Consider the following 21,736-nt stretch of genomic DNA (forward strand, 5'->3'; position numbering starts at 1 on the left):
GCACGAACTCCAAACCAAAAATGCCGAGTGTAAGGCATCACCTTGATGGCATTGTTAAGTGTGGGCTTCACAACACGCTGCCAACTCAATAACTTAGACCAAATTTCAGCGACATGCACCGAAGCCAAAGGCACCGGTTCGCAAAACTATCCTTTGCCGAACTTCAATGCCGCAATTTATACGGATTAAATTCTCCACCGTGAAAATTTCGATTGCGGCAAGCCGTTGAGACCAATTTGCTGACTTAATGGCGGTGATTGCGGTAAACCAAAAAGCCGAAAGATCACTGAACTTCTGGTATACGACACTGAAGTTTATTTTCATGCGCGAAAGCATCACCGCAATTTGCGAGAAAATATCCACAACCAACAATGTCAAAATTGCGGCTCACGGAACCGACAAAATACTACGCGCCCACATTTAACGCCCGCAATAAGGTGTGCCAACTCTGAACCAGCCAAGCACACTGAACTCCAAACCAAAAATGCCGAGTGTAACGGGTCACCTTGATTGCTTTGTTATGTGCTTGTGTATGAGAGCACATGATTTTCATGTAACTCACCCTCAAGGTCAAAATTTAATTCACCAACAAGTTTAAAGCCTAAGTTTCGATAAAAATCGATAGCTTTGTGATTGTTTACCCAAGTAGATAACCAAAATGAAGCACCATATTGAACTTTAATTTCATCAAGCAATTTTCTACCAACACCCTGTCCCTGAAAATGCTCAGACACATATAATTTTGTGACTTCATATCCATGATTTTCATTATTAAAGTTTGAGTCCAAATCAACAGCGATAAAGCCAACAAGATGATCTTCTCGTATGTAAACCCATATTTGCCATGCAGGGTTGTTTAAAAGTTGCTGGAAGTGATGCTCTGTAAACGTCGACAGAGCATAATGCGAAATCTTTGCACGCAGCCCGTGGGTTGCATATGTGTGCAGCCAAACCTGTAGTGACAAAGCTGCTAAATCAAGGCAATCACTTAGCCTTGCTTTCCTAATCATGTGAAACCTCCATTTTGCACATAACATTTTATTCAACGAACCAAGATCGTATATTCTGCTCGTTTATCTCATTACGCTCAATTCTGCCATTACACAATAAAAACCAATGGCATAACTAACGTTATTAACAATATAATAAAGAAAATATGCGATCTAAGATCATATATCCGTTCAAACTCATCACTTCCTATGAAATTGATTCATATGACATTTCCAACAATCTTTGAACTATGCAGAAATATACGAAACAAAAGTAAATCAAAATTGTAACCACACCTCCTGTTCACTATCCTCACTAAACACTGTATAGATTAACAGGTTTATAAAATGGATGTGCCACCACCGATAAACATCAATTCAAATAATTTTCTTCATCAGTTTCGGGCTTTCATCCGTTCTAGAGGGCTTGCCTATACAACAGAAAAAACATACATACACTGGGTAAAACGCTTTATCTATTACCAAGGTTATACTGCGCGCAATGAGATTAATGCTGAGCACATTCATCGATACCTTGATCACCTGGCTGTTGAAATGAATGTCTCGCCAAATACACAAAAGACAGCGCTCAATGCACTTGTTTTTCTATGCCGAGAGTTTCTGCATCAAAATACCGAACAGCTTAGCTTTAAACGAGCAACAAAGAAGACCAAATTACCAGTAGTCTTTAGCCATCAAGAAGCTAAAGCTGTTATTGCACATATACCGTTACCCTATCAGCTTGCAGCGCAACTAATGTACGGAAGCGGTCTGAGAATCAATGAATCGTTACGACTTCGCATTCAGGATATTGATTTGAAGACGAGTTCATTAACCGTTAGAAATGGTAAAGGAAATAAAGACCGACAGACATTACTTCCTAAAACACTACACGATGGACTTCATGAACAGATGAACCATGTTCGAAGTCTGCATAATCAAGATCTCCGCAACGGGTTTGGTGAAGTATATCTTCCATATGCTCTAAGCCGAAAATACGCGGGCAAGGCGAAACAAATCGGCTGGCAATACCTTTTCCCGGCCAGAGAGCTCAGCATTGATCCGCGATCTTCCCGAAAAATGCGCCACCATATTACAGATCGGACGCTACAATCATACGTTAAGAAAGCAATATTTAAAGCCGAAGTGGTTAAGCAGGCCGGCTGCCACACATTCCGGCATTCTTTTGCTACCAGGCTGTTAGAAAACGGAACCGACCTGAGAAATATTCAGGAATTGCTCGGGCATGCGGATATCAAAACTACTCAAATCTATACCCATGTTGCCGGATTGCATCATAGTGGAGTAATCAGTCCATTAGACAAATAATAGTAATTGACACGCTACCGCCAAAGATAGCTAAATCCCAGCAGCGCAACTAAACGCGATGCATCATAGCATCAACTCCATTGCACTGAATTATAGGGAAATTAATTTGTGAGTCATAGCAAAAATCTTGTAAAAACAGACTTCTACCACGAAAGCTGATTCACGCACTTGAATAGATGGATGGATTTTTATGGCAACAGTTGATTCTGGATGGGATCGCTGACTACAAGGGGAGATGTCAGATAAACGAACCATGCATAAACTGATATTTGCACCACACGACTTAAGTATATGGCCTCCAGTTTTTCCTAATAGCTAAGGCACATACAAAAAAACCTTAGGCTTATCCAGCCTAAGGTTTTCAGCAATAACAACAAATAGTTGATTTAGATCGATGTTAATTCTTCTGAATCAACAACTTCATCTACTGCTTTGCGCTGAAGCGACTTACGCTTATTGCGCTCTACTTGGCTTTGTACAAATTCAGCCAACGCCTTCTCTGCCCATTCAGTTGCTTCTGCTTCGGTAGCAAAGTCCGCTTGGCGCTTAGAGATAGTGGTTCGTCTTGCTGACACTTGTCGAATAATTTCCGCCGCCCAGCCAGTTCTTTTTTCTACTACGCGGTAATCAAATTTCTTGCCGTTTGCCATTTCTTTTCCTAAAGAGTATTCAAGGTATAGCATTTATTAATCAAATTGAGCTGTTATCGCTCTGAATAACGCTGTCCCTTTGTAAGGTCGACATTAAAACATATTTAGCCTGCTTTGTTGAGCTATTCATGTGAAGCAAGCCCTTCCGCCAACAGTCAGGTACTGTTGACAGTCATTCGGCATTACAATTTGAGAAGCCAGCGGTTAAGCGGTTTATCTTTATTGATCCCTTCTCGCCCCCACCGATCAACACTGTCAACGACTAGAACGCGCCTTGGATCAGGTACTATTAATTTCAGCTGCGCACTCATTTTTTTCGAGGTCAGCAACCACAGCGAGTCATCGCCATGGAGCAATTCAGATAAAGCCTGCTTGTCTTCTGCCGTCCATTCAAGCTCTGGATGGGTAAACCGCTCGACAACAAACAATTGATTACCTGATGCGAAATCTTCCAGCTCTTCAGAGAGCAGTACAACCGAATCTATCTCGGCGTCAATTAACACTTTCTGTTGCTGATTGATTAACTGACGGACAGCAAGCATCAGTTGCTGTTGATTCTGCTCAATTGTTTTAGCCTGTTCAGGCCAAACTTGTTGCAAGTCTCGACTCACAATTGCAATCATTCGAGTCAGGTTCGTCGGGTTTAGCCATGCATAAAGCGAGGTCGAACCATCTTCAAGGCGTAAAGCAGCAACGCCTTGAGCACGTGGCGAAATTGCCTGGGATGCATCAATTTCGATAATACGAACATTGCCCTGTCTGGCATGAGTGAACAGCGGGTCCTGTGGCCACACTGCAGCTAAAGTAATGGCCACTGTCGCATCTTTAGCCGCTTGTGCCGTCAGCTCTGCCCCTTTGGTGCTAAACCAATTGGGTAATCGCGACACGCCAAAACGTTTCGGCGGCAAATATTGAGTGGTAATTTCAGTCCCTTTGGTTAGCTCTGTGGCTAACATATAAGTCACAGGCGTAGCAGTTAGAATATCTTCTGCCTTTGCTGCCGAAGAAGTCATAGAACAACTCATGGTGGCTATTGCAAAAGCGGTATTTAAAAGTCGAACTTTAATCATGGTATTAAACACGTCGTTATCCTTTTCGGATTATGCGGTAACACGTTGCTGTCAGGAAGAAGCAAGCTGAAACAATGATGATTGCGGCGCCTGATGGCACGGGCAGCTTCATTTCCATCGGTAAGATGGTGCCGATCAGGCAACTGATCGTGGCAAGAAATGCCGACATAATGACAAAACTGCCCATGTTTTTCGTTAACAAACGAGCAGTCGCCCCCGGGATCAGCAATAACGCTCCCACTAGCACTGCACCAACAATTTTCACTGACGCAATGGTGACCAGCGTAATCATCATCACAAACAGGTAGTCGTAAAAATTGGTCGCATAGCCGCGCACACGGGCAATATCAGGACTGATACACGTCAGTAAAATACGGTTAAACGTAGGCACTAAAACAAGGACAATCAATGCACAGCTGACAGCCAGTATCAGCAAGTCGTAATCGGTTATCGTCAAGATCGAGCCGAACAACACATTTTCCAGCATGTGGATATTTATCTTACGTGCCACGTACATTAATAGCGCCGCGCCCACTGCCAATGCTAGCGCTAAAAATACGCCAACCAGCGTGTCGTAAGGAACGCTTGTGCGATTTCGGACAAAGTGCAGAAGTAAGGCAAAGATCATACAAAAACTGAATAAGCCGATGATCGGGTTATCGGGCGGCTCACCCAGCAAAACACCCAGCGCGATACCGGTTAATGCTGCGTGCCCTACCGCTTCTGAAAAAAATGCCAGTCGCTTAGCGATAACCAACGTCCCCAATCCGCCCAGTAACGGGCCCAGTATCAATGCCGCCACGACAGCATTTACCATGAAGGAATATGAAAAACTTTCACTCAACCAACCCGCATCAACGCCCGCTTGCGCCCAAAAACGAATTAAATCCATTACGCGACCTTCTTCATCGTTTTATTTACTGAAACAGACGCAGCACTATAGTGGTTAAACAGGCGCTCAATTTTTTCAGGAGCAAGCACCTCAGACACCGCGCCACTATCAATCAAATGACGGTTAACAACATGTACTTCTGCCTGTAAACGGCGAACGGCCGTCACATCGTGGTGAACCGCCAATATTGTTCTTTTTTCCTGAACCAGTTCATGGATTAACGATTCAATATACCGAACACCTTGTTCGTCCATCCCCGTCGTGGGCTCGTCCAGAACCAGAAAGTCCGGGGAATCAAGCAACGCCTGCGCAAACAACACTCGCTGTTGTTCACCACCAGATAATTGACCCATTCGGCGGTCGGCACGGTTAGCCATGCCAATCCGGTCTAGTTGACTTAAGGCATGATCGCGTTCTCTTTTTCGTTTACGCCAGAACAACGGATGACGGCTCTGGTTAAGTAAAATAAAATCCATCACAGTAAACGGCAGGCTGGATTCAAAAGTCGCTTTTTGCGGCACATAACCAATTGTTCCTTTCGCGTCAGGCCATTGGATTTCAATACCACCAGAGAATGGCGTCAAACCCAGAATTGAACGTAGTAGCGACGTTTTTCCGCCTCCGTTTGGCCCCATCACAACATGACACTTGCCCGCGGAGAGTTCATGATTAATAGCTTGCAGAATAACGTTATCGCCATATTTCAGGCCGACATTTTGTAAACGAATACCAGGGCCCACAATCAACGTCCTCCCTTCATTGCCGCAAATTTCATGGCTGCAACCAGAGTCGCCAAATTTTCTTTCATCTCTGTCTCAACCTTGTCCACTGCATACGATCCATGGGTCATATGCGAGAACCGGTATAACCGTATACCCGTCGCTTGTTCTATGGTTTCAACATAACGATTCGGCATGTTTAGCTCATAAAAAAGCACGTCAATACCGGCATTTCTGATCTTCTCAATCGTGCCCTGCAACTGGCTGGCACTCGGTTCAACACCATGAGCGGGTTCGATGACTGCGGCAACATCCACTCCGAATTCTTGCAAAATATAACCGTATGCATTGTGGGTAGTTGCAACGGTCATACCTGCAGTATTCAAGTCACCTAAGGTCAGCATGGCTTCGCGCTTCATTTTGCGAAACTTGGTCGCATAGGCACGGGCATTTTTACGGTATTCCCGCGCATTCTTGGGGTCAATTTTGGCCAGTTCACTGGCTATGGTGTACACCTTCTGAATGGTGGTCGACAACCCGACAAAGGTATGAGGGTTAACCGCGCCATCACCAACTGATTGCCCCATTGCCGGCAACAGCGGCACATCTTTATTGGCTTCTATCACGATAAGATCGGCGCGGTTCGCGGCTTTGATGACCTTCAGCGCAAAATCGTCATGACCAATGCCATTAATGACAATAATGTCCATTTTTCCCAGTCGACGCAGATCATTAGGCTGAGGTAAGTAGTTATGGGAATTAAAGCCTTCGTCCACTAACGGCAACACCTCAGCCTTGTCACCGACAACCGCTTTTACATAGCTGTAATAAGGCTGCAGGGTAATACCAATCGTTAATTTCTCTTTAGCCTGTACCTGTACGGCAGCAAGCATAAAGACAACGACCGATGCCGTTTTGATCAGGGCTTTAATCATAAGCTGTTTTTTAAATAACGTTACGCTTAATAAAAACTGTTCTAATAGTAATTTCATGATGAATACCATGTGTTGAAAATCTGAATCATTAATACAAAGGGTTGTTTTGCTAAAACACTTCGCTATCAGCAAACACAACTTGCTTCCAACCTGCCTCTATTAATACCCGTGGTTGGAATGGAACCTTTTCAGTTACGATGTCACCCGAAATGGCAGGCTGGAGCTTCTTATCCAGGAATAACCAGATCTCAGGATCCTGTTGCATCGAATTCAATACAACAGAGGCCGAACCGTTCTCTAACTGAGGTACTCCCTGATAAATCGCTGGCGCTATCTTTGACCAGAGATGCTTACCTTTTCGTTCCCAGCTTTTATCCTGAATAAAAGGAGCTAACCAAAGCGCTTCGAGCTCAGCAATATCAGCCCAACGCTCAGTGCCAGCTAATTCGATACTGTCCTGGCGTAAATTACGGATTTCTTCATGGGCCAGTCGAAGTTCGGCAATCATTGCTAACTCATCAGCAGCCAAGTCTTTGATAAAAACCTGATGCGTACTCAGCGATTGCTGTTTGGCTATTTGCTGATGATACGGCAGTAAAATCGCGGCTATAACCAGAATGAGACAAATAGAAAGTGCTACCCATTTCCCTTCTCGGCCACCATCATCGGTATGAACTGTTTGGCTGTTCATTTTTCTGAAATCTCAACCACATCGACTTCAACCGGACTTTCATGGCCAGCATCAAACACTAAATAAAAATCAGCCTCCGGTTTGGTAAATTCGCCAATTGAACGCTTATCGGTAGTCTCTTTGGCAATCAGATTATCATCGTAGTCATACATGTTAATGTCATAATCTACCGCTGCACTCCCGTCACTGTAGCCAGCTTCGCAAATCACTTTATCGGCGTCGAACCAGCAGCTCATCAAGGGGAAATGCGCACTTGCAGTGCCAGAAAAAAGTGCAGTAAGAGACAATAAAGCAAGGCTGGTGCTCTTTTTCATGAAAACCTCAACAGCTTAATAAGAATTAGATTTATAGCCTGCTGAAACAGGCTAGTTCAGTCGTTAGCAAGGTTAGCTAGCCGTTGTTACTGAAGTAACGCTTCAAAAGTAAAATGAACATTGACGCTTGCAATATCTGCCAATGGGTTGTTGGGTAACTCGCCTTTATAGTTCGCTTTCATCAGCCAGCGACCTGCCGTATCAGGTGTAAAGGTCACCACGCCATTCTCGTCACTCACGACATCAATCTGCTGCTGGTGATTGCGGTAAAGCGTACCCTCTCGAGTGATCTCGGCAGTCACACCCTGCTGAGGTTGACCGTTATAGTAAAATTGAAAGCTGACTTCATCGCCTTCGACAATATCGGATGGATGCGTAACCGGCAGCAGCTCGAGATATTTACCCTCAATTTCCATGGCTTTTCCGGTTGGCTTCCCCACAGTGACGTAGCTTTCTGCACGGGTGAAACCGAGCTGAGTTACAACATCACGAGACTTTTCAGGAAGTAGTACTTCACGCTCGGCCTTGCTGGCTTTCATCCACTTAACAGTGTCACGTCGGCCAGCCTTATATTGCGTGTAATAACTCGGTACATTGTTGATTTCGACTTTGTGCGTACCCTCTTCTTCAAAGTAGAAATCGAAGATAGAGCGACGCTTACCGCGGATCACAAAATTTGGCCGTTCTTTGCGACCGTCGGGCATCACAACCACTGCTGATTCACTGCCTGCAGGTTTATCAAACACAAATGTACCGTGTGACGCCGTCACGTCAAAAGTTAACCAATCGCCGCCTTCTTTCGATACCGTGAAGTGGGAAGGAAGTACCCAGCGTGGATGTGCATTTGCCGTAGCCGTTACTGCCAGACCCGCAACTACTGTACAAGCCATGGTCAGTGCTTTCACTTTACTTTTTTTAGTCATTGTAATTACTCGATTTCCTATTTGATTTTGTAGCTAATCGTGATAACGCCAGTTTCTTCTGTCGGCGCAACCTTATGCGTAAATGCGGTATCACTTAGGTGCATTTTTTGCCGTAAGTAATTTCGGCCACCATGCTCACGGACCACTTCAGCGTAGAAGGTATAGTCTCCCTGCTCTACCCGGTTACCGTTGTCGTCTAATCCGTCCCAGACAAAACGATACTCACCCGCAGGCCGTGTTGCTGACGTCACGGCGTCAACCAACTCACGGTCATACCGGCCGACTTTTCGCCACCAGCTACGTAAATCTTTAAGCCACTCATCTTTGCCGACCCACAACTCAAGGGTGCGTACCGATTTCCGGTTGCCATTTTCAACCCAGACCGCAACATAAGGACGGGCATACATGGTGGTTTCAATTTTTGGCAACTCAAATTCCACCTCTATATGTGCGCTTTCAGGAATTGCGGTAGCCTGAGCAAAAAGAGGCAAAGCCAATGCGGCAACCAAAAGGCTATGGGTGATAAATGTCATGGAAAATCCTTTGGGAACAAATGCGCCGTATACTTTTTAAGGAACAGCAACAAAGAAGATTAATAACGTGGTAAGAGAGCCAAATACCGTCCACTTAAGCGAGGTGTTAAATGTCTTTTTCTTTGGCACTAACAGGCACACTCCGGTCAGAACAAAAAACACCATCAGTAAGGCCGTAATATCGATAAACCATTTCCATACCTCACCGCTATTTCGCCCTTTATGTAAATCATTCAGTACTGCCACTGCGCCATAATGTGTTTTCTCGATGACCGCTACTGCACTTGTCATATCAATAAACACTGCAACGTTATAGCCCGGGCCTTTGTAGTCCATCGTGATCTCACCTTCGAGTAATTCACCGTCTTCAACTTCCGTGAATACCTGCAATGCCGATGGCTGGCCTGATAACCGCGCGTATTGCGTCAAGTGTTTAACCAGGGCGCTTTCATTCGGTACATATTTACCACCGTCTGAACTCAGCAGTTCAACCGGTAATGACAAGGTTAATTGTGAAATATCAGGCTGGCTTTTTACGAACAAAGCCGGGCGATTTAACGTGACCCCGGTAATCGCAAAAAACAGCACAACAAGCAGCAATGCCATTGAAATATAGATATGCAGGCGGCGAGCCCAAATCTGAACAGCCTTGCTTTTCAACAACGTCTTATTGTTTACCAGTGCCTTGTGCTTAGAAGCCATGAGGATAACAGCCCGAATTGAATGTGTTCTTCTGAATGCCACCAATGTAATTGATAATGGTTATCATTGGCATTTAATTTACATTGTTTACGTTAAGATGCGGCGAGTGTGGGCCAATGTTTGGCTAGGAAGGCATAAAGGCAGAATTTTTGGGTTATTAAGTGGGAAGCAGAGGCCAGTTTGAGTAACCACCAGCCTAAGTTTATAAGGTAGGGATAAGAAGCTAGCTTAGAAGGAAAATAGTGAATTTAGATCAATCGCTCAATTAAGAGAGATTTGCACTAACCAAAGAGCTGGCACTTATGGCCAGCCCTCATCATTGTTCTTTGTGTTATTAATTACTCATACTCAGACGCATAGGTCTCTTCATACGTATGCGAGTAAAGCTCAAATAGATTGCCGAATGGGTCTTCCAAGTACACCATTTTAGCTTGTTTGTTATCATCTTCTGGGTGGTAACGCATAATATCCATGCGTACTTTACCGCCAAATTTTTCAGTGCGTTCAATAACACCATGGAAGTCATCCGTTTGAAGGCAGAAGTGGAAAATACCGATTCGAGAGAAATCAACTTCGTGACGCTCTTGGCGATCTTTCATTTCAAATAGCTCAACACCAATACCATCAGTAGTGACCAGGTGTGCAATATTAAAGCCTTTAAAACCTTCGCCAAAAACGGCAATACACATTCTACCGATTGCTGTTTCGCGCTCTTCTTCAACTTTGGTATTGCCCATTACGACTTTAAGGCCAAGAGCATTGGTATAAAACTCAACAGCTTTATCCATGTCACCGACCATAATTCCGACATGATTCATTTTCATAATTTGCTCCAGATTCAGATAATTGATTCATTGTTCGTTTTGATGGGGTGAGTATATGGCTTCGGGTTGATTTCTTAAAATTATCATTATTTATGAAAATGATAATAATAATTTATAATGGTGCTATATTTTGATCGAATCGAACTGCATGCTGAGAATGGCTATCTGGTGAACCCGTTCATTAACTCTTAAGCCAGCAACCGTACCAATGAATACAGTGGCGCTATTGAGAATCGCCTGCGTTTCTTAACTGAAATCGTAGAAGCCATGACAGATCAGATTATGCATGGCGAGTTTTACCGTGCCCTGGCCAGCAGGGTACTCAGCAGTTTCTATTACCGACTCGCTCGCTGTTACCCATCGGCGTACTGCTCTTTATCGTAGGAAAATAGAATAACTCAGTTCTTCGTTTCAGATGAAAATTCAATCATCTAAACAACCAAGTCATTCCATTATCGTTACCAATACGGCATTACGCACGCGTGAAGATAATGTTCACAAGCTCAAGCCCAGGTTTTACAAAGTCAATATCCAATTTGTAATACCCTTTGTCCAACTTCACTTGTAAACCTTCAACCATCACAAGCTTACCATCTGTGCCATTGATAGGCAGCGACATACTAAACACATCGTTCAGACTCAGGCTGCAAGAAGATTGCGCAAGAGAGTCACGCTCGTATTTCATGGCACCGCGGCACTGATAAATACCCGTTTCCGCAACACCAATGGCAACCGAAGTGTTCATTTTCGTATTAAGCTCAATAGGGGTTTCAATCGGTTGAACCATCATCTCTGGTGCAACTTGCTCTGCAGGAAACGTCTTGATCGGCTCATACGCCTTAAGCGGACGATTCATCACTGGTGCCTCAAGAATGAAGCGACAAATGTTCATCGCTGAACGTTGTAACTCACCCAGGGTTAGCGTGCCATTTTTCAGCGCTTCTAATGTGTCGTCTCCCATTACGTTGCCTTTCGCCTCATCATTTCCGACAACCATATAGAGATCGTTTTGAGCGCGAACCATAAATGACGTAAACGTCTTCGCTTCTTTACCTGCCCTGATCGGGTCATTCATTTTGGCCCACCAGTCGGTCATTACAATGCCGGTATAACCCCACTCTTCGCGCAACAGCGTAGTATTGAGATCGTAGTTTGATGCCGCCCAGTGACCATTGATCGGATTATACGACGTCATGATGGTAGAAGCGCCCCCCTCTTTCACCGCAATTTCAAACGGCTTAGCGTGGATCTCTCGCAGCGCACGTTCAGAGATCACACTGTCGACATCGACACGTGCAGTTTCCTGATCATTCGCAACAAAGTGCTTAATGGTGCCGGACACCCCTGCCTTTTTCAGGCCACGGGTTTGCGCCGCTGCCATGATGCCCGTCATCAAAGGATCTTCAGAGACATACTCAAAATTTCGACCATTCAACGGATGACGATGAATATTAATCCCAGGCCCTAACAAGGTATCAATTTGATTGGCTATCAGCTCTTGGCCAACCAGATAGAACAATTGCTCATTAAGAGGCTGATTCCAGGTACAACCGAGCAAAGTCCCAATAGGCACCTGTGTCGCTTGATGCCCGCTGTCCATCCGAATCCCGGAAGGGCCATCAGCAGCAGCCGCTACCGGAATGCCGAGTTGGAACAAGCTGTCAGAGACGCCACCAAAGGCCGCCGCTGTTCCCGGCGTAACTTTCGGGCTGCACATACCTTCCCCTCGCACAATCGTTGCGAGATGCTCTGGAGTCATTTGCGCGACAAAATCTTCCAACGTCGCTTTGCCTTGTTTTACATCCGTAAGCTTAATGCCTTGGTCACCAGTAACTTCGAGCGATTGAGGCATGTTGGCCTGAATGCGCTCAGCAAGAGAAACTGTTCGCAATGGTACAGGTTCGTAACTTTCACCGTATAAGCCATCTTTGTTGCGCGTAAATGGCTTAAGACGATCAAACGGCTTAACTGGCGCGAGTGCCTCACTAAGCTCTTCAATGACAAGAAGCTGATCCAACTCAAGCTTAGCATCAACAAGCGTGGCACAGCGCACGCTCCCCCCCAAGTGGAACTGGTAACACCCTGCTTCCAACACATAACAACTACGATGCCCAGTGATACCGCTATCATCATAAGAAGCCAGGGTGGTTAAAGGCACAGAAACTCGAACCACTTCACTGGCACCCGGCTTTATCGTACCTGTTTTTGTAAAGCCAACGAGCACACGTGAAGGTTTACCAAGAAGTCCTTGCGGCGCTTCAACATATAATTGCACCACTTCTTTGCTGCTATAACTCTCACCAATATTTTGCACGTTAATATCAAAGTGCAGTACACGCTCAGTACCTTCCTTTTCAATAAAATACCCGACCAACCCGCGACTGAACGTCGTGTAGGATAGCCCGGCACCAAATTCGTACTGAACGGCACTAGGATTGAACGTCTCAAAGTATCGATAACCGACATAAATATCTTCGGCATATAAGTTGTAATCCGTACGGCCAAAGTTCGCGGAAGATGGGTAGTCTGCCAACCGATACGCGACTGAATCCGTCAGGCGGCCACTTGGAGAAAGATCACCAGAGAGAATATCGGCCAGTGCATGCCCCCCTTCCATACCCGCCGCCCAACTATAAAGCACGGCTTTAATCGACTCATGCCCGTCGATGGTGTTCACCCACGCCATATCCATGATATTTGTGACGTTCAGCACCACAATAACTTGATCAAAGTAACGGTTAACCTTCTTGATCATATCTTCTTCAAGCTCGGTTAATCGATAACTGCCCACGGCATCGGCATTGTCTTGATCTTCACCTGCGGTACGCCCGATAAAGATCACCGCTTTATCAGACGTTGATGCTGCACACTTCACAACATCGTTTGTCAGCGGCATTTCTTGTTGGAACCATGGCTCCGCCGCCCAACCGCCGCCGCCATCATCGAACGGATGATCGGCAATCCAATGTTCGTAGAGCGCCACTAACGTCTGGTTCAATTTAACCGCCTTGTTCGCGCGAAGTCCCTCGACAGCACAAACCGCGTAAGGCACATTAACCGCTCCACCAGAGCCCGTACCACTACGGTAGGTGTCAATCTGGCAACGGCCAAACAACGAAACGGTTTCGCTCGGTTTAAGCGGAAGAACTGAATCTTCATGCTTTAGCAATACAATGCCTTCTGCCGCAGCTTGACGGCTTACAGGAATAAGATTCTTTTGTGCTTGGCTGATTTGTTCTTTATTCATAGACAGCGACTCCCTCATCACCCTTTGTTCCTGGGTAACTTTACGGATTGAATATTGTTTAACGCAGATCCTTTGCTCGCTAATGTATATGTCTATCAACGACAAAGGCAAAATTGTGTTCATTAAACGCTGCGTAAATAGTAAGCTTGCGAGGTGCGTAATTCTACCAAAATGCCGACAGTAAAAAGGAAAATCGCGACATGAGCATCACTTATCAGCTAAAGGCACACCAGAAGCACCAACAACTTAATTTTGCTTATGTCGACGGGCATCATGACTGTGATTTTACCGCCCATCGTCATGACTTTTCGGAGTTGTTTTTGGTAGTCAGCGGAAGTGGAAATCACACCGTCTCCTCACGCGTATACCCGCTGAGCAAAGGCGATGTGTTTGTGATTAACGGTGATATTGAGCATGGCTTTCAAGATGTTAATAAACTGGAAGTCATCAACTTAATGTTTGATGCCGATACGCCTTTTTTCGAATTGCCCTCGCTGCGCCAGTTACCGGGGTATCAAGCCTTATTTAAGGTAGAGCCCATCGCCAGGCAAACCACAGAATACAAAGCGAAACTGACTCTGGACAAACAGCAACTGCCGGTCATTGAAATCCTGTTTAATAGCATTAAACGAGAGTATGAATCGGCATTGCCGGGATTTGAGGTGATGTTAACCAGTTTGCTGCAACAGTTGGTGATCACGCTTTCTCGCATGTATCAAGTGCAGACTCAAGAGCTTCCCCAGCCCACACTCGCAGTGAGCCGCGCTTTAGCCTTTATTGAAAAGAACTTTGCCTCTGTAGATATCAGCAACGAAGCCATTGCGAAAGCTGCATTTGTCAGCCAGCGTCAGATGGAACGCATATTTCGTCAGTTTTTGAATACGTCACCTAATCAGTATCTAAAAGGCATTCAACTTAATTACGCTACAACGTTGCTGATGGAAAACAGCGAATGCTCTGTTCAGCAAGTTGCAGAGCAATGTGGCTTTTCAGATAGCAATTACTTTTCCAAATGTTTTAAGCAGAAATTTAACGTCACCCCACGTGGCTATAGAAAGCTAATGTAGTGGCATAGTGAATAACTATACGTTACTTTTCTTATTATCTTCTGTAGGAGAAAAATCTGTACAAGAGGCAGAAGCAAGAAGCAGGGAGACGTAGTACCGCTCTCCCTGCCGTATTCTAGAAACCGCTAAATTACAACAAGCCCTCTACACGAGCCTGATGCAAGACGATGGGATCAACCGCGGCATAAGCCGCATCCCACAATGCTCCGATATACATCCTTTCTTTTCCTGTTGCTTGACGTTCAAGTTGATCAAGCTTGCGCAACTCCTCCAAGGTTAACGGCTGTGTAAATAATGCCTTAGCCTTTTCAAGTTTTTCCATGTGCCTATCTCCAACAATACCAAATTAAGCAGCGGGCTGTGCTGAACCAGGCCGCTGGTCAATTTGGTATCACGATGTCGATATCACCCATTACATTTACCACAATAATATTATGGGTATCAATTCTTCTGGCTGACACTTTCCTCTGGTACACAATTATCTAAGTCAATGCTGATATTGATCAAGCTTATATGTATTACCACTAAAGAGACATTTAACATGCACCTTTAGTGCGCTAGGATTCGTTATAGTAAGAAATGACCACCCTTAATAATATTTGATCATTAACGCGCGAGGTGCATATGGCTACCATCAAAAATTTTATGACTGAACATCACAGAAGTTGTGATCACCTGTTAGTTGAGGCTGAAGGGCCTTTATCTCAAGGAAATTGGGCTGAATTTAGCAACAAATGGAATCAATTCGAAGCTGAAACCTTGCATCATTTTGATCTGGAAGAAGAGATCCTATTTCCCGAATTTGAAGCTAAAACGGGCATGACCTCCGGGCCAACTATGGTCATGCGCCAGGAACATACCATGGTTAGAGCCCTTTTCAGTCAAATGCAGCAAGCCATTAGTGAGAATGCCACTGATCGTGCAATGGGTATTGTTGAAAGTACTATGCTACTTATCCAACAGCACAATATGAAAGAAGAACAAATGCTCTATCCGATGTCTGATGCGCATCTTACAAACGGTGAAGAGCTCGTTGCTCAGATGAAAGTCAAACCCGTTATCACAAAATAATAATGTAGACTGCAGACTTTATGACCGCTGTAATCACTCTGGATGTCAGTGAACTTGAACCACCTAAACCGATGCAGGAGATCTGTCAGATCCTCACAAACCTGGATCAGGGTCAGCTGCTGCACGTCAAGCACAGGCGCGAACCCGTTCCCCTGTTTTCTATCCTTGAACAGCAGCAGTTTGATTACCGCCATACCGAAGAGGGTGAAGGAAAGCACCATATCTGGATTTGGCACAAAGGTGACAAGCTAGCCCTTAACAGCTTAATGAGACATAGAGATGCGACTGACCGGACTTAACTTCGATGCCATCCCACGGCTGGACGTGCCGATCCGTTTTTACCTGACAGCCCCCCTATTTGCCGTTATTGCCTCAGGCTTGCTGATTTGGCAAGGCGAGCATATCTGGCTGGGCCGCTGGTTGCCAGCCTCTTTAGCGATAACGCATCTTGTCGCTATTGGAATGATGGCAATGATTATGATCGGATCGCTATTTCAAATCATGCCGGTTTTATGTGGCGCTCCCATAAAAATTCCCCCGGTGCCTTTAGTTCTCATGCAAACAGGTCTTGTGCTAGGCACCCTGGCACTGAGTGCGGGATTTTTTGGCTGGCCCACCTTTGGTGCCAGTTTCCTATTATTAACACTCAGCCTGGGTTACTTCATTATTTCGTTGCTGAGCGTATTGATCCGTCAAGCTGCAGGTCAGCAGACCCGAGTTCCTATTCTGCTGGCAGCTCTGGCACTTGCCTTCGTCTTGCTTGCGGGATTGCTGCTGCTAGCTGGGTATCTTTGGGGCTATCAGCCAATCACAGGCAAGAACCTCACCCATTTTCATGCGAGTACAGGTATATTTGGTTGGGTATTATTGCTGATCATGGCCGTGAGCTTTCAGGTCATTCCAATGTTTCATGTAACGCCTGAATTTCCTCGGTATTGCCGTATTACTCTGCCTTTAATGCTTGTTATTGGCCTTATTTCCATCGCCTTGGCGATCGTGTTTCAGTTTAGCCTCAACTTCAGTAGCGCACTGATCGCAGCAGTTGGCATCATGTATGCCGTAACGGGCTTAAACCGGCTTCGTAATCGAAAACGCAAGCTTCCTGACGTTGTTGTTAGTTATTGGCAGTGGGCTTATTCGAGCCTGATCTGTGGTTCTTTGTTGATGATTGCCTTGCCATTAATACCCATTCAGCTACAGGGAAGCGTTGAAGTTTTCATTGCCCTTCTCATCGGTATGGGCTTTGTACTTGGTGTGATCCAGGGGATGCTGCTGAAGATCGTACCATTTCTGATCAGCTTGCATCTTCAGCCTATTGCCATGAGCAAGCCTAACGCGATGATGCTATTACCAGACCACTACAGCCTGATCAGCAGACAACAAAGTAAGATACAGTTCCGGCTTTACCTGCTGAGCATGGCGAGTATTGCTATCTCACTCTGCTATCCGCCTGTCACAGCAAGCATCGGCCTGCTGATGATGCTAAATTGGCTGTGGATTGGTTACAACATTGCTTCGGCAAGCATAACCTATCGCCGAATTCATCGGGCAATGCTGGAAAGCTAAAAGGCAATGAATTCTCGCTGAACTATTCATCTTGAGGTAGCTTGAGTATAAATCCTTACTGACAAAAAGAGCGATGAACTGTTTAGTCCATCGCTCTTTGTCATTTTGAAGCGGAGTAACGCAGTATTCATTGGGTCATTACTGCATATGGCGAACCTGATCCAAGTATTTGATCCAGCTTTTTGACGCAGCAGAGGGGGTAATATTATTCGCAAGCTTGGCGTGGATAATCGCTTTTTCAAAATCGTCCAGCTTGTAATAGACCCGCACTTTAGCAAGCTCTACCTCTGCTTTCTTATCTGTACGGTTTACCTTATCCAGCTCGGCAAGTGCTTGATGGTAATGACCTTCCTGAAGCAGTAATTGGGCCAGCGGCCAGCGGTGTTTATTGTCTAATTTTGCCGCTAAGGTCCAGACAGAGATGGCCTTATCCCACTCTTTTGCCATCTGCCAATATCTTGCCTGTTCAGACAGTAAACCGGCATTGTTCTGGATACCCTCTAACTCATCAAACAAGATTGCTGCACGCTCGGGAATACCGGCTTGTGCATAGAGCTGAGCAAGGGTTTTCAGATCTTGCTGACTTAATATGACCCCCTGTCGCCTCGCCAGGGCCAGAGTCTCTAACGCATCGGAAGATCGCCCGTTACGTAATTGAATGCCCGCCAGTTGCTGCCACCAGGTCGTTTTATTCGGCTCTAACACGATAAGACGGTTCAGAGTTGAAATGGATGCTTTCCACTGTTTCAGCTGAAGTTGCGCCCCCAACCGGATCGTCAGTGGCTGAATCTCATCTTTCTTTTGATAAGATTCATAGCGGATTAACGCCGACAAAACCTGTTGCCACTCTTCTAGCTGATAATGGCTCTGCGCGATGCGCAGCCATAATTCATCGGCTTTCTGAGTCTCCGGGATCTGCTTTGATAGCGCGTAGTAATGCGGTAAGGCGGCATTAAACTGCTCATTCGATAATAGAATGTCGGCTAGCATACGTTGTGTCACCCATGCCTGCTCGTCATTCAGTAAACCACTTTTAACGGCATAAGACAGATTATCAATGGCTTTATCGGTATTGCCCTTCTGCCAATAGAAGATGCCGATCATACGCTTTACAAACGCTTTGTCATAAGCACGAGAAGGATCTAAATCAGCAAGCAACGCAATGGCGTCATTCAACTTTTCATCTTGTTGCAAATTATACGCACGCTGCACTTTTCCGGCAGTAAACTGAGAAAGTTCTTCAGCATATGTGCTCACAGGCCCGCACAGCATCAAGGCAAGTGCAATAACGACTTTCTTCATCTTCATCATTTGTTTAACTTAAATTCCAGACGGACTGTTTGGCCCACTTGCGCAATCGCTTTTCTATCGACAACTTTTGCCTGATACTTCCATTTGCGTAGCGCCCGAATGGCTTCTTTTTCAAATAGCCGCCGCGGTTTTGCATCAAGAACATTAATATCGGTTGGGCGCCCCTGGGGATCGATAGTGAAAGACAACACCACAAAACCTTCGGCACCTTTCTTAATCGCACGCGCGGGATAACGCGGTTCAATCCGATATAACGGCATTGCTTGCTGATTGGCACCAAAATCAGAGAATTGAGGCACATTAATCGCCAAACCAGAAATGGTCGTGTCCAAAGCAAGATTCGGCATGGCCGGCGCGGGAGTTGCCGTCACAGACTGCGAGCTGGTTGGCAGCGCTTCCGGTGGAGGTTCTGGTGTATCCGGCTTTTCCGGTAAAGCGCGCTGGCGCCGCTGAGCATCGCGCTCTTGCTCAACCATCACCATATCAAACGCCAGGATTTGAGATTGTTCAGGCGCACGTTGCTGGCCGTTGTCAACCATCCACGCCATGAATGTGAACAACCCCAATACCACAGCGGTCGATACCGGCAGTGCGACAAAAAGCCGAAAAGCGACAGAAAACATTAACGCTTCTCCGCCGCCAGGGCGATGTGTTGTACACCGGCACCTTTTGCAGCATCCATCACTTTCACCACAGTGCCATTATAAGCATGTTCGTCAGCCTGGATCACTAACGATGCTTCCGGCTGTTCCAGCAACAGGTGCTCAAGTACCGCTTGTACCCGCTCGGCATCCACCACTCGTTTATCAATATAGATATCGTTGGCTGATGTGATGGCAATAAAGATCCCCGCCTCTTTCTGACTCACAACATTGCTGGCCTGCGGCCGATTGACCTCGACCCCCGACTCACGAACAAACGAGCTTGTAACAATAAAGAATATCAACATGATGAAGACGATATCGAGCATCGATGTCATATCGATTTGTGCTTCTTCACGAGCAGAAGACGGACGGCTGAGTCTCATCATTGGCTCCTTAATAATTTTTCTAATTTCAGTTCACGCATTAGGCAAGCTTTAGAAAGGCGAGCGTGAACAAACATCCCGGCAAGTGCTGCTACCATTCCGGCCATTGTCGGCAGAGTCGCCAGCGAAATGCCAGAGGCCATTAAACGAGGCTGGCTGCTGCCCTGCGTGGCCATCACATCAAATACTGAAATCATGCCGGTGACTGTACCAAGCAGGCCAAGCATTGGACAAATGGCCACCAGCACTTTGATTAGGTTTACGTTTTGATGTAATGCGATGCGGGCTTCACTTAGCCAGCCATCGCGCATTGCATGGGCATACCATGATGTTTGATCATCACGGTTATGCCATTTCGCGAGCCAGACGCTTCTCTGCTTCGGATAGAGGAAGAACAGGTAGATGACCCGCTCAACGACCAGCAACCAACAAAGCATGACCACGGCAGCCAACCACCACAATATCTGGCCGCCCTGGTTCATGAATTGCGCTAATGAGAACCACCAGGCTTGTAAAAGACTGATTTCCATTATGCTGTTTTTCCTACTTTTTCAGCTTGCTCGGCAACAAGGCTGATCCCTTGTTTCTCCAGAATATTTCGGATGGTATCGGCTTGAGTGCTCAAAATATTATGTGCCAGCAGCAGTGGCATTGCCGCAATAAGGCCGAGTACCGTCGTGATCAGCGCCATTGAAATACCGCCCGCCATCACCTTAGGATCGCCATTGCCAAACTGGGTGATCACCTGAAAGGTCTCGATCATCCCCGTCACCGTGCCCAGAAGGCCTAACATCGGAGCCAGTGCCGCAAGCAATTTCAGCATCGATAAGCCCTGCTCAAGGCTTTGCTGTTCATCAACAATGGCCTCAAGCAAACGTAATTCTAATGCTTCAACGCTACGGTTTTGTTCTTTGTCATACACCGCAATAACGCGGCCTAACGGGTTATTGCCCGGCTGCTGTGGTTGCTTTAATTGCGCGTTAATCTGCTGGCGGGCAATAAACAGCTTGGCACCACGGAACAACGTAATAACGGCGCCAATCGCCAATAAGCCTAAGATGATCTTACCCACCACGCCACCGTGTTCCAGCCGCTCACTGAGCGATGGGGTATTGGCTAACTGCTCCAGCATCATACCGCGGGAAGGGTCGACAACCAGAGGCATCAGGCCGGCTTGACTCATACGAGCCAAATCAGCAGAAACCGGCCCATTTTCAGGTTGCTTTAGATAAGGCTTGGCAACATGACGAGCGCTATTCCATTTAACATATCCCTGTTCGCCAACCAAGGCGAAACTGCCGAGGCGATAGGCTTCAACGTCGGATGTATACCCTTCGCCATTGATATATGGCACCGAAACGGGGGCAAGTTCTGCACTGGCATAAATTTGCTCAACCATACCCTGCCATAAACCCGTTAACTGAGACATCGAAGGCAATACCCTGGCATCAACAATCTGGTTTACAACCGGCCCATATTTCACCCGGTCGACGCCTGTTACCGAAGCATCCATTTCCCCGTTCAGCTCTTTTGCAGACTGGCGAACAACACCAAACAGTTCCCCCAGACTTCCGGTTTCCAGGCGCAGCTGTTCTTCCAGTATGGAAAGCCGGTTTTCGTTTTCGCTGAAGGTCTTGCTCAGCAGCTCGGTTTCACGTTGAAGTTGATCACGCTGAGCAAGCAGTGCGTCACGTTGGGCACGAATTCCCTGCTCAGTTTGGCTAAATCCGGCTTCACGTTGTACGTTATGTGCACGCTGCGCCTTCTGCGCCTGCTGTGTTTTTGCCACCAAGGCTTGTGTAGAGTCAACCTCAGCAAAAACTGAAAGCGGCAAGCTAAACAGGCAAAGCGCTGTTACTAACGTTTTGAACTTCAT

General features: G+C 46.0%; 24 protein-coding genes and 1 pseudogene. 6 read left to right on the top strand and 19 right to left on the bottom strand.

The annotated features are described in order from the left end of the window. Window positions 1–518: 518 nt before the first annotated feature. Complete coding sequence (locus R3289_RS14370; RefSeq protein ID WP_318926381.1) at window positions 519–1,010, bottom strand: N-acetyltransferase; 492 nt, start codon at window positions 1,008–1,010, stop codon at window positions 519–521. 327 nt (window positions 1,011–1,337) lie between these two features. Between R3289_RS14370 and R3289_RS14375 the strand changes: the two genes are divergently transcribed. Further along, window positions 1,338–2,318 carry an integron integrase gene (locus R3289_RS14375; RefSeq protein WP_318926382.1) on the top strand — a complete coding sequence of 327 codons (981 nt, stop codon included), beginning with the start codon at window positions 1,338–1,340 and terminating at the stop codon, window positions 2,316–2,318. Window positions 2,319–2,704: 386 nt separating this feature from the next. Here R3289_RS14375 and R3289_RS14380 read toward each other — a convergent pair whose 3' ends face one another. The 11 genes from R3289_RS14380 to R3289_RS14430 form a co-directional block, all read right to left on the bottom strand. Next, window positions 2,705–2,968: a DUF3622 domain-containing protein gene (locus R3289_RS14380; RefSeq protein ID WP_318926383.1), complete on the bottom strand. Its 264-nt coding sequence runs from the start codon at window positions 2,966–2,968 to the stop codon at window positions 2,705–2,707. Between the two features lie 182 nt (window positions 2,969–3,150). Then, entirely contained in the window at window positions 3,151–4,038 is an 888-nt protein-coding gene (locus R3289_RS14385; protein ID WP_413466710.1) for an ABC transporter substrate-binding protein, read from the bottom strand. Between the two features lie 16 nt (window positions 4,039–4,054). Further along, window positions 4,055–4,930, bottom strand: coding sequence for a metal ABC transporter permease (locus R3289_RS14390; protein ID WP_318926384.1), 876 nt, complete (start codon window positions 4,928–4,930; stop codon window positions 4,055–4,057). After that, window positions 4,930–5,673 (bottom strand): metal ABC transporter ATP-binding protein, encoded by a 744-nt coding sequence (locus tag R3289_RS14395; RefSeq protein ID WP_318926514.1) that lies wholly within the window; start codon window positions 5,671–5,673, stop codon window positions 4,930–4,932. Before R3289_RS14395 ends, R3289_RS14390 begins: the two co-directional genes overlap by 1 nt. Continuing rightward, a complete protein-coding gene (locus tag R3289_RS14400) occupies window positions 5,673–6,542 on the bottom strand; it encodes a metal ABC transporter solute-binding protein, Zn/Mn family (RefSeq protein WP_318926515.1) in 870 nt (289 codons plus the stop codon). The genes R3289_RS14395 and R3289_RS14400 overlap by 1 nt, the downstream gene beginning before the upstream one ends. Before the next feature lie 151 nt (window positions 6,543–6,693). Continuing rightward, window positions 6,694–7,275 (bottom strand): DUF6162 family protein, encoded by a 582-nt coding sequence (locus R3289_RS14405; RefSeq protein WP_318926385.1) that lies wholly within the window; start codon window positions 7,273–7,275, stop codon window positions 6,694–6,696. Beyond that, the gene (locus R3289_RS14410) at window positions 7,272–7,589 is read right to left on the bottom strand and encodes a hypothetical protein (RefSeq protein WP_318926386.1); all 318 of its coding nucleotides are present in this window, start codon (window positions 7,587–7,589) and stop codon (window positions 7,272–7,274) included. The genes R3289_RS14405 and R3289_RS14410 overlap by 4 nt, the downstream gene beginning before the upstream one ends. An 86-nt stretch (window positions 7,590–7,675) precedes the next feature. Beyond that, window positions 7,676–8,512 carry a DUF4198 domain-containing protein gene (locus tag R3289_RS14415; protein WP_318926387.1) on the bottom strand — a complete coding sequence of 279 codons (837 nt, stop codon included), beginning with the start codon at window positions 8,510–8,512 and terminating at the stop codon, window positions 7,676–7,678. A 17-nt stretch (window positions 8,513–8,529) separates the two neighbouring features. Continuing rightward, complete coding sequence (locus R3289_RS14420) at window positions 8,530–9,045, bottom strand: DUF2271 domain-containing protein (protein WP_318926388.1); 516 nt, start codon at window positions 9,043–9,045, stop codon at window positions 8,530–8,532. Between the two features lie 36 nt (window positions 9,046–9,081). Continuing rightward, complete coding sequence (locus R3289_RS14425; RefSeq protein WP_318926389.1) at window positions 9,082–9,747, bottom strand: PepSY-associated TM helix domain-containing protein; 666 nt, start codon at window positions 9,745–9,747, stop codon at window positions 9,082–9,084. A gap of 338 nt (window positions 9,748–10,085) precedes the next feature. Then, entirely contained in the window at window positions 10,086–10,571 is a 486-nt protein-coding gene (locus R3289_RS14430) for a VOC family protein (protein ID WP_318926390.1), read from the bottom strand. Between the two features lie 129 nt (window positions 10,572–10,700). On the opposite strand from R3289_RS14430, the pseudogene R3289_RS14435 reads away from it, so the two are divergent. Beyond that, a pseudogene (locus tag R3289_RS14435) lies at window positions 10,701–10,853 on the top strand (alkene reductase); the annotation flags it as partial. Window positions 10,854–11,043: 190 nt separating this feature from the next. Here the strand turns inward: R3289_RS14435 and R3289_RS14440 are convergent. After that, complete coding sequence (locus R3289_RS14440; protein ID WP_318926391.1) at window positions 11,044–13,818, bottom strand: glycoside hydrolase family 3 protein; 2,775 nt, start codon at window positions 13,816–13,818, stop codon at window positions 11,044–11,046. A 200-nt stretch (window positions 13,819–14,018) separates the two neighbouring features. Between R3289_RS14440 and R3289_RS14445 the strand changes: the two genes are divergently transcribed. Continuing rightward, window positions 14,019–14,885, top strand: coding sequence for a helix-turn-helix domain-containing protein (locus R3289_RS14445; protein WP_318926392.1), 867 nt, complete (start codon window positions 14,019–14,021; stop codon window positions 14,883–14,885). A 130-nt stretch (window positions 14,886–15,015) separates the two neighbouring features. Here the strand turns inward: R3289_RS14445 and R3289_RS14450 are convergent, their stop codons facing one another. Beyond that, window positions 15,016–15,207, bottom strand: a complete 192-nt coding sequence (locus tag R3289_RS14450; protein WP_318926393.1) for a hypothetical protein — start codon at window positions 15,205–15,207, stop codon at window positions 15,016–15,018. A 302-nt stretch (window positions 15,208–15,509) separates the two neighbouring features. Here R3289_RS14450 and R3289_RS14455 point away from each other — a divergent pair, with 302 nt between their 5' ends. The 3 genes from R3289_RS14455 to R3289_RS14465 are packed head-to-tail and all read left to right on the top strand — an operon-like array spanning window position 15,510 to window position 17,522. After that, window positions 15,510–15,956, top strand: coding sequence for a hemerythrin domain-containing protein (locus R3289_RS14455; RefSeq protein ID WP_318926394.1), 447 nt, complete (start codon window positions 15,510–15,512; stop codon window positions 15,954–15,956). A 20-nt stretch (window positions 15,957–15,976) separates the two neighbouring features. After that, window positions 15,977–16,255 (top strand): DUF2249 domain-containing protein, encoded by a 279-nt coding sequence (locus R3289_RS14460; RefSeq protein WP_318926395.1) that lies wholly within the window; start codon window positions 15,977–15,979, stop codon window positions 16,253–16,255. Further along, on the top strand, window positions 16,236–17,522 hold the full coding sequence (locus R3289_RS14465; protein ID WP_318926396.1) for a hypothetical protein: 1,287 nt from the start codon (window positions 16,236–16,238) through the stop codon (window positions 17,520–17,522). The genes R3289_RS14460 and R3289_RS14465 overlap by 20 nt, the downstream gene beginning before the upstream one ends. Window positions 17,523–17,660: 138 nt before the next feature. Here R3289_RS14465 and R3289_RS14470 read toward each other — a convergent pair whose 3' ends face one another. Genes R3289_RS14470 through R3289_RS14490 form a run of 5 tightly spaced genes read right to left on the bottom strand, consistent with a single transcriptional unit; the run spans window position 17,661 to window position 21,736 of the window. Then, the gene (locus R3289_RS14470) at window positions 17,661–18,833 is read right to left on the bottom strand and encodes a hypothetical protein (protein ID WP_318926397.1); all 1,173 of its coding nucleotides are present in this window, start codon (window positions 18,831–18,833) and stop codon (window positions 17,661–17,663) included. Next, window positions 18,830–19,456: an energy transducer TonB gene (locus R3289_RS14475; RefSeq protein ID WP_318926398.1), complete on the bottom strand. Its 627-nt coding sequence runs from the start codon at window positions 19,454–19,456 to the stop codon at window positions 18,830–18,832. Before R3289_RS14475 ends, R3289_RS14470 begins: the two co-directional genes overlap by 4 nt. Further along, window positions 19,456–19,860, bottom strand: a complete 405-nt coding sequence (locus R3289_RS14480) for a biopolymer transporter ExbD (RefSeq protein WP_318926516.1) — start codon at window positions 19,858–19,860, stop codon at window positions 19,456–19,458. Before R3289_RS14480 ends, R3289_RS14475 begins: the two co-directional genes overlap by 1 nt. After that, window positions 19,860–20,390: a MotA/TolQ/ExbB proton channel family protein gene (locus tag R3289_RS14485; RefSeq protein ID WP_318926399.1), complete on the bottom strand. Its 531-nt coding sequence runs from the start codon at window positions 20,388–20,390 to the stop codon at window positions 19,860–19,862. Before R3289_RS14485 ends, R3289_RS14480 begins: the two co-directional genes overlap by 1 nt. Further along, complete coding sequence (locus R3289_RS14490) at window positions 20,390–21,736, bottom strand: MotA/TolQ/ExbB proton channel family protein (RefSeq protein ID WP_318926400.1); 1,347 nt, start codon at window positions 21,734–21,736, stop codon at window positions 20,390–20,392. Before R3289_RS14490 ends, R3289_RS14485 begins: the two co-directional genes overlap by 1 nt.

Source organism: Photobacterium sp., from assembly GCF_033720175.1.
Lineage (GTDB): Bacteria > Pseudomonadota > Gammaproteobacteria > Enterobacterales > Vibrionaceae > Photobacterium.

Bases quoted from the DNA above. Each gene is read 5' to 3' on its own strand.
- R3289_RS14370 (WP_318926381.1), bottom strand. From the start codon at position 1,010: ATGATTAGGAAAGCAAGGCTAAGTGATTGCCTTGATTTAGCAGCTTTG.
- R3289_RS14375 (WP_318926382.1), top strand. From the start codon at position 1,338: ATGGATGTGCCACCACCGATAAACATCAATTCAAATAATTTTCTTCAT.
- R3289_RS14380 (WP_318926383.1), bottom strand. From the start codon at position 2,968: ATGGCAAACGGCAAGAAATTTGATTACCGCGTAGTAGAAAAAAGAACT.
- R3289_RS14385 (WP_413466710.1), bottom strand. From the start codon at position 4,038: ATGATTAAAGTTCGACTTTTAAATACCGCTTTTGCAATAGCCACCATG.
- R3289_RS14390 (WP_318926384.1), bottom strand. From the start codon at position 4,930: ATGGATTTAATTCGTTTTTGGGCGCAAGCGGGCGTTGATGCGGGTTGG.
- R3289_RS14400 (WP_318926515.1), bottom strand. From the start codon at position 6,542: ATGCTTGCTGCCGTACAGGTACAGGCTAAAGAGAAATTAACGATTGGT.
- R3289_RS14405 (WP_318926385.1), bottom strand. From the start codon at position 7,275: ATGAACAGCCAAACAGTTCATACCGATGATGGTGGCCGAGAAGGGAAA.
- R3289_RS14410 (WP_318926386.1), bottom strand. From the start codon at position 7,589: ATGAAAAAGAGCACCAGCCTTGCTTTATTGTCTCTTACTGCACTTTTT.
- R3289_RS14415 (WP_318926387.1), bottom strand. From the start codon at position 8,512: ATGACTAAAAAAAGTAAAGTGAAAGCACTGACCATGGCTTGTACAGTA.
- R3289_RS14420 (WP_318926388.1), bottom strand. From the start codon at position 9,045: ATGACATTTATCACCCATAGCCTTTTGGTTGCCGCATTGGCTTTGCCT.
- R3289_RS14425 (WP_318926389.1), bottom strand. From the start codon at position 9,747: ATGGCTTCTAAGCACAAGGCACTGGTAAACAATAAGACGTTGTTGAAA.
- R3289_RS14430 (WP_318926390.1), bottom strand. From the start codon at position 10,571: ATGAAAATGAATCATGTCGGAATTATGGTCGGTGACATGGATAAAGCT.
- R3289_RS14440 (WP_318926391.1), bottom strand. From the start codon at position 13,818: ATGAATAAAGAACAAATCAGCCAAGCACAAAAGAATCTTATTCCTGTA.
- R3289_RS14445 (WP_318926392.1), top strand. From the start codon at position 14,019: ATGAGCATCACTTATCAGCTAAAGGCACACCAGAAGCACCAACAACTT.
- R3289_RS14450 (WP_318926393.1), bottom strand. From the start codon at position 15,207: ATGGAAAAACTTGAAAAGGCTAAGGCATTATTTACACAGCCGTTAACC.
- R3289_RS14455 (WP_318926394.1), top strand. From the start codon at position 15,510: ATGGCTACCATCAAAAATTTTATGACTGAACATCACAGAAGTTGTGAT.
- R3289_RS14460 (WP_318926395.1), top strand. From the start codon at position 15,977: ATGACCGCTGTAATCACTCTGGATGTCAGTGAACTTGAACCACCTAAA.
- R3289_RS14465 (WP_318926396.1), top strand. From the start codon at position 16,236: ATGCGACTGACCGGACTTAACTTCGATGCCATCCCACGGCTGGACGTG.
- R3289_RS14470 (WP_318926397.1), bottom strand. From the start codon at position 18,833: ATGATGAAGATGAAGAAAGTCGTTATTGCACTTGCCTTGATGCTGTGC.
- R3289_RS14475 (WP_318926398.1), bottom strand. From the start codon at position 19,456: ATGTTTTCTGTCGCTTTTCGGCTTTTTGTCGCACTGCCGGTATCGACC.
- R3289_RS14480 (WP_318926516.1), bottom strand. From the start codon at position 19,860: ATGAGACTCAGCCGTCCGTCTTCTGCTCGTGAAGAAGCACAAATCGAT.
- R3289_RS14485 (WP_318926399.1), bottom strand. From the start codon at position 20,390: ATGGAAATCAGTCTTTTACAAGCCTGGTGGTTCTCATTAGCGCAATTC.
- R3289_RS14490 (WP_318926400.1), bottom strand. From the start codon at position 21,736: ATGAAGTTCAAAACGTTAGTAACAGCGCTTTGCCTGTTTAGCTTGCCG.